Genomic DNA, 9982 nt, shown 5'->3' on the forward strand with positions numbered 1-9982 from the left:
TGACCAAGCACACGATCAACCATCCGCGAATCTCCCGTAGCGACCACGCCACAGAATCACCAATCCGATTCTGTGCAAAGGCCTCACAAGGGGAGAAGGGAGAGCCGCGCTCAAGCCTCCGACGACAGCCTATCCGGATGGATCGCGCCGCCACGGCTCCAGCCAATAAAAAACCGGCGTCAGCTTGCTTCTGACGCCGGTCATTTAGGTTTTGGGATCGTCGCACCCGATCTTTCCAAGGAAAGACCGAGGTTGGTTCGATCCGACGCAGACCCGTGGGCGGGGGGCTTGGGGTTTACGAGCCGGTGCCGGACCGAACCGTCTCAGGCAACGCCGGTAAATTCGTCGGACATTGGGGCATGAGCACGGATAAAAAAAGGCAGGATTGTGGCGAAGCATCACCAATTCCAACAGGCGTTTCGCAAACGTGACTGGACGTTGGAGAAACCGCACGGTGCTGCCGTTGCCCGGCCGGGCCTTGCAATTCGGCAACGAAAGCGCCAACTTTGGTCGGCGTACGATTCATTGCGAGGATCCAGGCATGACTGATCGCAGCAGCGGGACGGAGGATGGGGACGCATCCGCAATATTGATCCCGCTGCACGAGGCAAGACACGAACGCCTCGACCAGCCGGTGCGGTTCGACCGCCGCGAACTGGACCAGATCCTCAGGCTCTACGGCCGTATGGTCGCCGCCAATGAATGGCGCGACTATGCTATTGACCATCTCACCGACCGCGCCGTTTTTTCCGTCTTCCGTCGCACCAGCGAAGTGCCGCTTTTCCAGATCGTCAAGGATCCGAAGCTGGCGCGCCGGCAAGGCGCATTCGCCGTCATCGCCGCCGGCGGACGCATCCTCAAGCGTGGCCAGGAACTCGGCCGGGTGCTTGGCGTGTTCGACCGAACGCTGAAGCTGGTCGAGGCGTAACCCCTTATTTTTGTTTGCGGAACTTCCGCTCGGGCAGCGATTGCGGATCGGGCGGGACCGACGCTCCACCGTTGATCGGCAGTTGCATGAACACCGTGTCCAGCCAGCGTCCGTGCTTGTAGCCGGAGCCTTCCAGGCGGCCGGAATGGTGAAAGCCGAGCTTCTCGTGCAACCGCACCGAGGCGCTGTCGGGCCGGCCATCGCCAATCACCGCGATGATCTGGCGAAAGCCCGCCGCCTTGGCTGCCTCGATCAGCCTTTGCATCAGGAGCAGCCCGACGCCCTGCCCCTTGGCGTCGGGCGCGACATAGACGGAATCCTCAACCACGAAGCGGTATGCCGGGCGCGGCCGGAAAGCGCCGGCATAGGCATAGCCGAGCACAATGCCGCCTTTTTCCGCCACGAGATAGGGAAAGCCACCCGCTACCAAACTGTCGAAGCGCGCTCCCATCTCGATACGGCTTGGCGGGTCGAGTTCATAGCTCGCCGTGCCGTTTGTCACCGCGTCGGCATAGATTTCCGTGATCCGATCGAGATCGGCCGACGTCGCGGCCCGCAAGGTGATGCTGCTCATAATTTATGCACGTCGTTCATCTGCCCTATATCACAGCAAAAGCCGGCACAAAAGAAAAGGGCGGCCATTGGGCCGCCCTTTCCAAACTCGCTGGTCCAGTCAGACCATGATCCCGAAAAGTGGAAACCGGTTTTCGGAACAGATCATGGTCAACAAAGAACGCCGTACTAGCGACGGTCGCCCATGAACTGCAGCAGGAACATGAACAGGTTGATGAAGTCGAGATAGAGCCTCAGTGCGCCCATGATCGCCTTGCGGCCTGCGACATCAGTCTCGTCACCCTCGAAATACATCTCCTTGATGTTCTGCGTGTCATAGGCGGTGAGGCCTGCGAAGATCAGCACGCCGATCGCCGAAACGGCGAAGGAAAGCGCCGACGACTGCAGGAAGATGTTGATCACCATCGCGATGATCAGGCCGACCAGGCCCATGACCAGGAACGAGCCGAACGCGGAAAGGTCGCGCTTGGTCGTGTAGCCGTAGAGCGACAGCCCGCCAAACGCGGCGGCGGTGGCGAAGAAGGTCTGCGAGATACTGGCGGTGGTGTAGACCAGGAAGATCGACGACAGCGACAGGCCGACAAGGCCGGCGTAAACCCAGAACGTCGTCTGCGCCGCCGAAACGCTCATCGATTGGACCCGGAACGACAGGAACATCACCGCTGCAAGCGGGGCAAAGATCACCAGCCATTTCAGCGGCGAGCCGAAGATCGCGTAGCCGAACGAGGTCAGCATCTCGCCGCTTGGCAACGTGGCAACCGCCGAGGCGGGATCGCTGGTGGTGGCCAGCATGATTGTGCCGACCGCGGCAAGGCCGGTGATGAGGAGGCCAAGCCCCATCAGGTTGTAGACTTTGATCATGTAGGCGCGCAGGCCCTGGTCGATGGCAGCATCGACGCCGGCGCCGGGCACGGCGCGCGTCTGATAATTGCGAACGGGATCAGCCATGGAAATCCTCATATTGCTTCTGCCCCGTCCGGTGTCAGGTCCTTTTGAACCCAGGCGCCGCTGGCGGGGCTCCAGCATGCCTGCGCCGAAATATGATGGTTCTTGGCGTAAAGGACAAGACCGTAACCGGACGTAATGCTCCGTGAAGTGCCGGAGATCCGGTTTTATTGGCCTTGCCGGTCGAAACATTAACGAGATTTAATCAAAACCGGCTCTGGCTCAAAGATTCCGCAGCACCGGCGCCGCCTTGTGGCCCAGCACCCGCCACGTGCCGGCCAGGCCGATACCCACCGTGACCACCAGTGAAAAGCCGATGGTCGCCACCGCCACCTCGGGCATGAAGTGCGATGGCAGCGTCATGATGCGCGCGACGACGTACCACGCCGCCACACCGCCCGCCGCCAGCGCGAAGATCGCGGTCGCAAGGCCGATCAGCATGTATTCCAGCGAAAAGGCCGCGATCAGCGTTTTCCTGGTCGCACCCAGGGTCTTCAGCACCACCGCGTCGTGGATGCGGGCCCGGTTGCCGGCGGCGAGCGCCCCGGCCAGCACCAGCACCGAGGCGATCAACGCCACGCCCGCCGCGGCCCTGATCGCGGTGCCGAGCTGCGCCACCAGCCGGTTGACGATGTCGAGCGCGTCCTTGACCCTGACCGTCGTCACCGCGGGAAAAGCCCGGGTGACGGCATTGAGAAGATGCGCGTCGTCGGCCGCCGACGCATTCGTCTCGGTCAGCGTCGCCAACCAGCCATGCGGCGCCCCGGCGAATGTGTTGGGCGAGAACACCATGACGAAATTGATGCCCATGGTTTCCCATTCGACCTGGCGGAAATTGGCGATCTTGGCCGTGATATTGCGGCCGAGCACGTTGACGGTGATGGTGTCGCCGAGCTTCAGCCCGATCTCCTTGCCCTCCTCGGCGGAAAACGAGACCAGCGGTTCGCCGGAATAATTCCCCGGCCACCAGCTGCCCTCGGTCAGCGTTGCATTCTCCGGCAATTGTGCGTCATAGGTCAGCCCACGGTCGCCGCGCAGCACCCAGGCGCCTTCGGCCGGAACCTTGACCTTGTCGACATCGACGCCGTTGAGCGCCATCACCCGGCCGCGCAGCATCGGCACCTTGATCAGCGTGCCCTGCGGCGCCTCTTTGCCGACCAGCGCGGAGAAGGCATCGACGTCGCCGTTCTGGATATCGACGAAGAAGAAGTTCGGCGCCCGTTCCGGCAGGCTGCCGGAAATCTGCCGCCTGAGATTGCCGTCGATCAGCGCCAGCGTCACCAGGAGCGTCAGCCCGAGACCCAGCGACAGCACCACGGACGGCGTCAAGGCGCCAGGCCGATGGATATTGCCGATGGCGAGCCTGAGCGCCGTCGAGCGCACACGCGGACTTTTCTTCGCCGCCCACTGCACCAGCGTACCGACGACACGCAGCACCAGGAACGAAAAGACCGTGGCGCCGACGAAGATCGAGGCAATACGGCGGTCGCCGGAAAACAGGATCGCCAGCACCGCGAGCAGCAGCGCGATGGCCATTGCCGCGGCGACATAGAGCGGGCGGGGAAAACCGCGGCCCTCAAAACCCATTTCGCGAAACAGCGCCGTCGCTGGCACGTCGCGAGCACGGCCGAGCGGCAGCAGGGCGAAGGCCAGCGTCACCAGCAGCCCGAACAGCGCTGCCATGCCGAGGGCGCCGGGATAGAACCCACCTTCCGCCGGCACCGGAATAACCGACTGGAGTGCCGCGCTGGCCGCGAACGGCATCAGCGCGCCAAGCACAAGGCCCAGCGTGATGCCGAGGGCGGCGATCATCAGGATCTGCACCAGGTAGACGGCAAAGACGAACCCGCCCGAAGCCCCCAGGCTCTTGAAGGTGGCGATGACGCCGCGCTTGCCGTCGAGATAGGCACGCACGGCATTGGCCACGCCGACGCCGCCGACCACCAGCGCCGTCAGCCCGACCAGCGTCAGGAATTGCGAGAACCGCTCGATGTTCGAGGACAGCGCCGGCGCTGCGTTGCTGCGCGTGCGGATCGACCAGCCGGCCTGCGGGAACTGGTTTGCCGCCCGCTCCTGGATCACCTTGATCTGTGCCTCAGTGGTGCCGCCGGGCAGGCGGACCTTATAGGCATTCTCGACCAGGCTGCCCGGCTGGATCAGGCCTGAAGCGGCAAGCCCGTCGGTCGACACCATCAGCCGCGGCGCAAAACCGAAGCCATCCGACACCGCATCCGGCTCGTTGACCAGCTTGGCGCGCAGCTCGAATGTCGCGCTGCCGAGCTTCAACCGGTCACCGATGCCAAGGTTCAGCCGCTCGAACAAAAGGTCCGGGGCGGCGGCGCCGAAGACGCCGGATTTTTCGCCGAACAGATCCTCTCGCGACAGCACCGGCTCGGTCTCCAGCGCGCCATAGAGCGGATAGGCGCCGTCGACCGCCTTGGCCTCGACCAGCGCCTGGTCGGAGCCGTCCTCGAGCCTCGCCATCGAGCGCATGTTGGCGCTGTGCGAAACCGTGCCAAGCCGGTCGAGGAAGCTGCGTTCGGCTCTGGTCGGATCGCGCTGGTTGAGCTGGAAGCGGAGATCGCCGCCGAGCAGCGTCTGGCCCTGGTCGGCAACACCGGCGGAAATCGCCTGCGCCACCGAATTGACGCCGCCGATTGCCGCGACGCCAAGCGCAATGCAGGCAAGGAAGATCAGGAACCCGGACAGCCCACCGCGCATTTCGCGCAGCGAGAACTTGAAGGCGAGCCTCAGCGTTTGCGACAGCGGCATCAGGCGGTCACCTTGCCGGCCCTGGTGGCCGGCTCAGGCGCGTCCTCGATCAGCCCCGACCGCATCGACACCTGGCGCGAGCAGCGCGCCGCGAGCACCGGGTCATGCGTGACCAGCACCAGCGTCATGCCGCGTTCGGCCGCCTTGGCGAACAGCAGGTCGGCGACGTGCCGTCCCGTCGCCTGGTCGAGATTGCCGGTCGGCTCGTCGGCGATCAGGATGCGTGGCGACGGCGCCAGCGCCCGGGCGATCGCCACGCGCTGCTGCTCGCCGCCAGACAATTCGCCGGGATAATGGGTGATGCGATCGCTAAGGCCGACCGCCGCCAGTTCGCGCGCCGCCACGCCGAACGGATCGGCATGGCCGGCAAGCTCAAGCGGGACGGCGACGTTTTCCAGCGCCGTCATATTGGGGATGAGGTGGAACGACTGGAACACGATGCCGATGTTTCGCCCTCGAAACGATGCGATCTGGTCTTCGCTTTTGCCGTTGAGCAGCTCGCCGGCAATTCGTACCGCACCCGAATCGACCCTTTCAAGCCCGGCCAAAACCATCAGCAATGTCGACTTTCCCGAACCCGAAGGTCCAACGATGCCTGTCGCTTCGCCGCTCGCCACATCGAGGCTGACGCCCTTCAGCACATGCACCGAGGATGCGCCTTCGCCGAGCGTCAGCGATACGTCTTTCAGCGAAATGACGGCTTCTTCCAAAATCAAATCGTCCTATATGGGGGAAAGAGGGCTAGAGCATTCGATGCTCGACAAAGACGAAAACCTGCCTTCGCCAACAGATGTTCCTGGTCATATGGGGCCTGCCGCATGGCTTTCAAACACACTTTTGCCGCAGCCTTCGCCCTTTTCCTCGCGATCTGCAGCGCCATTTCGTCGGCGCGCGCCGAGCCCTTCACCATCGTTGGCTTCGGCGACAGCTTGATGGCGGGTTATGGCCTTGGGCCGGGTCAGGGGTTCACCGAAAAGCTGCAGGCCGCACTTCGCGCCAAGGGCTACGATGTCACGGTCGCCAATGCCGGCGTTTCCGGCGATACGACGAGCGGCGGCCTGTCGCGGCTCGACTGGTCGGTGCCGGACGGCACGCAGCTGGTCATCCTGGAGCTCGGCGCCAACGACATGCTGCGCGGCGTTTCGCCCGCCATAGCGGAAAAGAACCTGGACGCCATGCTGGCAAAGCTGAAGCAGCGCAAGATCGCCGTGTTGCTGGCCGGGATGCGCGCGGCGCCGAATCTCGGCGCCGATTACCAGAGGGCCTTCGACGCGACCTTTCCGAGACTGGCTGAAAAATACGGCGTGCCGCTCTATCCTTTCTTTCTCGAGGGCATCGCCGGCCAATCCGTCCTGCAGCTCGAAGACGGTCTTCATCCAAACGCCCGAGGCGTCGACCGCATCGTCGAGGGTATCCTGCCCAGCGTGGAGAAGACCATTGAAGCGATCCGGGGCAATTCCTGAAGGCGAGGGTTCGCCGCCGCAACACCTTCCGCGGGGAAGCTTTTAGGCAGGCCTGCGACCAACAAACCCCTTGCCCCGTTTGAATATCGATGATTCGCTAGGGCAAGAGTTCGATTCGAGGACAGGAGGCTTGCGATGCCGCGTCTTTTTACCGCCCTCGAAATACCGCGTGATGCCGCTCTTTCGCTGTCCCTGCTCAGGGGCGGCCTGCCCGGAGCCCGCTGGATCGACGTCGAAAACTATCATCTGACGCTGCGCTTCATTGGCGATGTCGAGGGCCATGTCGCCGACGAAATCGCCAACGCGCTCGACCGCGTTCACCGCCCGTCCTTCCCGCTGACGCTGTCCGGCGTCGGCGCCTTCGGCCAGAAGAAGCCGCATGCGGTGTGGGCCGGGGTCGCCGCTTCGCCCGATCTTTCCGCTCTGCAAAGCGAAATCGAGCGCATCTGCCAGCGGCTCGGCATCCCGGCCGACCCGCGCAAGTTCATGCCGCATGTGACGCTGGCCCGCCTGCGCAATTCGAGCCCGCTAGACGTCGCCCAATATCTGTCGGCGCGCGGCAATTTTTCGACGCTGCCGTTCCGGGTCGGCCGCTTCGTACTGATGTCGTCGCGCGACTCGGTCGGCGGCGGGCCTTACGTCGTCGAGGAGGCTTGGCCGCTTTCGGGCACTGACAGCCGCGCCGCCAGCCGTTTGGTCGGCGCCGCCGACGCTTCGCGGATCATGCGGTAGACGGACATGGCCAGGGAGAAACTAGCAAAAGAGGCAATCCGCGCCGAACTTGCCGGCCTCGACGGCTGGTCGTTGGCCAAGGACGGTGGCTCGATCAGCCGCAGCTTCACCTTCAAGAATTTCTCCGAAGCCTTCGCCTTCATGACCCGCGTCGCCCTGGCGGCGGAGAAGATGGACCACCACCCCGACTGGTCGAACGTCTACAAGACGGTAAACGTGACCCTCAACACACACGACGCCGGCGGCCTGACGGCGCTGGATTTCGATCTGGCCAGGAAGATGAACCGCTATTTCGGCACCTGACGTTATCTGCACCTTGCAGCGAGGTTCGGCTTTCACCACATTTTGCCTCGCGGCCATGCGTGAAGTCACGCGACGGCGGCAAGGAGAGGTTGATGGCGCAAAAATCCGGTTTTGATTTCTTCGGCTTCGGCAGCAAGCCGGGCAATGAGAGCGAAGTGCGCGAAAAGTTCTGGCGTACGGCGAAGAAGGCTGCCCGGCAGATCCCGTTCATGGAGGAGGTGGTCGCCGCCTATTACTGCGCCATGGACAAGAAGACGCCGCTGCGCGCCAAGGGCACATTGCTGGCTGCGCTCGGCTATTTCGTGCTGCCGACGGACGTCATCCCCGATTTCATCTTTGGGCTTGGCTTCACCGACGACATCGCTGTGCTGACCGCCGCGATCACAACCGTCAGCGCCCACATCACGCCGGCGCACCGGCTCGCCGCCAGGCAGGCCATCGCCGACAAGAGCTGAGCCGGTGCGGCGCAAAAAATCGCGCGAGAACCGACTTTCCGGCCGTCAAAGCCACCGCCGCACCCGCGTCTTGTAGGCGCGATAGGCGTCTCCGAACTTACGCTCGAGATAACGCTCTTCCGGCGCGATGACGCCCGTATTGATCACCCACAGCAGGGGAATGACGAGCGCGATACCCCAAAGACTTCCGGCCGCGACACCGAGGCCCAGATAGATAAGGGTCGCTCCCAGATAGAACGGATTTCTGGTCCACCGATAGATACCGTCGACGACCAGCGCCGTCGTTGGCAAGGTCGGTGGTATGTTGGTTCCAGCGGCCTGAAAGCGGCCCGCCGCCATAAAGATGAGCACGAAGCCGCACACCGCGAGCACGGCGCCGGCCAGATAGCGGGCGAGGGCCTGCCCGGCCATGACCGGGAGCGGCGCGAGCACCTCGAGCACGGTTGCCGCCGCCAGGAAGCCGAGGAAGATCAAAGGCGGCAGCGCAATGACCCCCGCCACGTCGGGCGCGCCCGGTCCGCCCGCCACCTCTCCGCCATCCGACCGGGGCACCGCGCCGCTGGCCACCGCGCGGACGGCGACACGAATGCCGAACACGATCGCCAGGACGACTGTGCCGCCCGCCAGGATCAGAACTGTCTCGGAAATGGCCATGGCCAAATCTCCCGTAAGCCGCCAAGGAGGGCACCCTGGCCGAGTGCCGTGGAGCCGAACGCAGACATATACCGCCTGGCGGGAAATTCGTCACGTAGCTCTCAGAAAAGCGAGAATCGCTGCAAGACCTAGCTGCTTGAAAAGTCAAACTCTTGCCGTTTTCGTGGCCTCCAAGTCGCGGCAGGGACATTGCGCCAGCCGCTTTTTCAAGCGGCAGCGCGAAGACGGCGGCGGTTTCCTGGCGTGAATATCCTTTTCTCAGGGGAAATTCACCGTTTGGTAACCCAGATTAAATCAAAATGAAGCGACGGGCAGGACGCCGAGCCGGCCTGCCGCCGCACCAGTGGAATACGGGAAAAGCGATGCGCGGATTGATTGCTATAGTTTCCAGCCTGGCCCTGGTGGCCTTGACGGCGCCCGCGCTGGCGCAGTCGGCAACCAAGATCGGCCAGCACAATGCCTGGGGCACCTACAGCTACCAGGCGTCGGGCGGCGGCAAGGTCTGCTATGTCCTGACCGTGCCAACCGACAAGCAGCCGCCGACGCTCGATCATGGCGACATGTTCTTCTTCGTCAGCCAGCGGCCGGGGCAGCAAGTGTCCTACGAGCCGCAATTCATCGCCGGCTATACCTTCCAGGAAGGTTCCAAGGCCACCGTCACCATCGACAAGAAGTCTTTTTCGATGTTCACGCGCGGCAAGTCGGCCTGGGTCGAGAACGCCGCCGAGGAGCCGGTGCTGATCGCCGCGATGAAGACCGGCACCGACATGAAGGTGTCAGCCAAGTCCGGCCGCGGCAATACCACCACCTACGTCTTCTCGCTGAAGGGCATCTCGGCGGCGCTGGCCTCGATCGCCAAGTGCAAGTAAAGTCCTCGTCCGGGACGTTCACGACCTAACACAGCGACGTAAAGAACCAGTGTTCGTGCGGTCTTGCCTTCTCTCCTTGTGGGAGAAGGTGGATTGGCGCGCAGCGCCAAGACGGTTGGGGGGTGCTGGACGGAGTGCAGGGGATGCCAAGCTGGAACACCCCTCATCCGACCGAGCTTCGCTCGGCCACCTTCTCCCACAAGGGACCTGTTGCGCAGTCATGAGCAAAAGCTTGCGGCGGCGGGGTTGCGGCGGTTGTTCGCTTGTTTGCGGGGGATTTGACGTCTT

Annotated in this window: 11 protein-coding genes; 6 read left to right on the top strand and 5 right to left on the bottom strand. The window is 63.5% G+C overall.

Annotation, left to right across the window (positions count from 1 at the left end; genetic code table 11):
• Positions 1 to 541 precede the first annotated feature (541 nt).
• Positions 542 to 928, top strand: coding sequence for a DUF2794 domain-containing protein (locus NKH01_RS34305; protein ID WP_023721889.1), 387 nt, complete (start codon positions 542 to 544; stop codon positions 926 to 928).
• Between the two features lie 4 nt (positions 929 to 932).
• Here NKH01_RS34305 and NKH01_RS34310 read toward each other — a convergent pair whose 3' ends face one another.
• From NKH01_RS34310 to NKH01_RS34325, 4 genes are all read right to left on the bottom strand, one after another.
• Positions 933 to 1502, bottom strand: a complete 570-nt coding sequence (locus NKH01_RS34310) for a GNAT family N-acetyltransferase (RefSeq protein ID WP_352494036.1) — start codon at positions 1500 to 1502, stop codon at positions 933 to 935.
• A gap of 167 nt (positions 1503 to 1669) precedes the next feature.
• A complete protein-coding gene (locus tag NKH01_RS34315) occupies positions 1670 to 2449 on the bottom strand; it encodes a Bax inhibitor-1/YccA family protein (protein WP_254817871.1) in 780 nt (259 codons plus the stop codon).
• A gap of 219 nt (positions 2450 to 2668) precedes the next feature.
• Complete coding sequence (locus tag NKH01_RS34320; protein WP_353024650.1) at positions 2669 to 5218, bottom strand: ABC transporter permease; 2550 nt, start codon at positions 5216 to 5218, stop codon at positions 2669 to 2671.
• Positions 5218 to 5928, bottom strand: coding sequence for an ABC transporter ATP-binding protein (locus NKH01_RS34325; RefSeq protein WP_353024651.1), 711 nt, complete (start codon positions 5926 to 5928; stop codon positions 5218 to 5220). The genes NKH01_RS34320 and NKH01_RS34325 overlap by 1 nt, the downstream gene beginning before the upstream one ends.
• 108 nt (positions 5929 to 6036) lie before the next feature.
• On the opposite strand from NKH01_RS34325, the gene NKH01_RS34330 reads away from it, so the two are divergent.
• The 4 genes from NKH01_RS34330 to NKH01_RS34345 all read left to right on the top strand — a co-directional run bounded on the left by NKH01_RS34330 (position 6037) and on the right by NKH01_RS34345 (position 8171).
• Complete coding sequence (locus NKH01_RS34330) at positions 6037 to 6681, top strand: arylesterase (protein WP_023721894.1); 645 nt, start codon at positions 6037 to 6039, stop codon at positions 6679 to 6681.
• A 135-nt stretch (positions 6682 to 6816) separates the two neighbouring features.
• Complete coding sequence (gene thpR, locus NKH01_RS34335) at positions 6817 to 7413, top strand: RNA 2',3'-cyclic phosphodiesterase (protein WP_353024652.1); 597 nt, start codon at positions 6817 to 6819, stop codon at positions 7411 to 7413.
• A 6-nt stretch (positions 7414 to 7419) separates the two neighbouring features.
• Positions 7420 to 7716: a 4a-hydroxytetrahydrobiopterin dehydratase gene (locus tag NKH01_RS34340; RefSeq protein ID WP_353024653.1), complete on the top strand. Its 297-nt coding sequence runs from the start codon at positions 7420 to 7422 to the stop codon at positions 7714 to 7716.
• Between the two features lie 92 nt (positions 7717 to 7808).
• On the top strand, positions 7809 to 8171 hold the full coding sequence (locus tag NKH01_RS34345) for a YkvA family protein (protein WP_353024654.1): 363 nt from the start codon (positions 7809 to 7811) through the stop codon (positions 8169 to 8171).
• 45 nt (positions 8172 to 8216) lie between these two features.
• Here NKH01_RS34345 and NKH01_RS34350 read toward each other — a convergent pair whose 3' ends face one another.
• On the bottom strand, positions 8217 to 8825 hold the full coding sequence (locus NKH01_RS34350; protein ID WP_352817241.1) for a methyltransferase family protein: 609 nt from the start codon (positions 8823 to 8825) through the stop codon (positions 8217 to 8219).
• 362 nt (positions 8826 to 9187) lie between these two features.
• Between NKH01_RS34350 and NKH01_RS34355 the strand changes: the two genes are divergently transcribed.
• On the top strand, positions 9188 to 9694 hold the full coding sequence (locus NKH01_RS34355) for an invasion associated locus B family protein (RefSeq protein ID WP_023721899.1): 507 nt from the start codon (positions 9188 to 9190) through the stop codon (positions 9692 to 9694).
• Positions 9695 to 9982 lie beyond the last annotated feature (288 nt).

Source organism: Mesorhizobium sp. M1403 (assembly GCF_040317695.1).
Classification (GTDB): domain Bacteria; phylum Pseudomonadota; class Alphaproteobacteria; order Rhizobiales; family Rhizobiaceae; genus Mesorhizobium.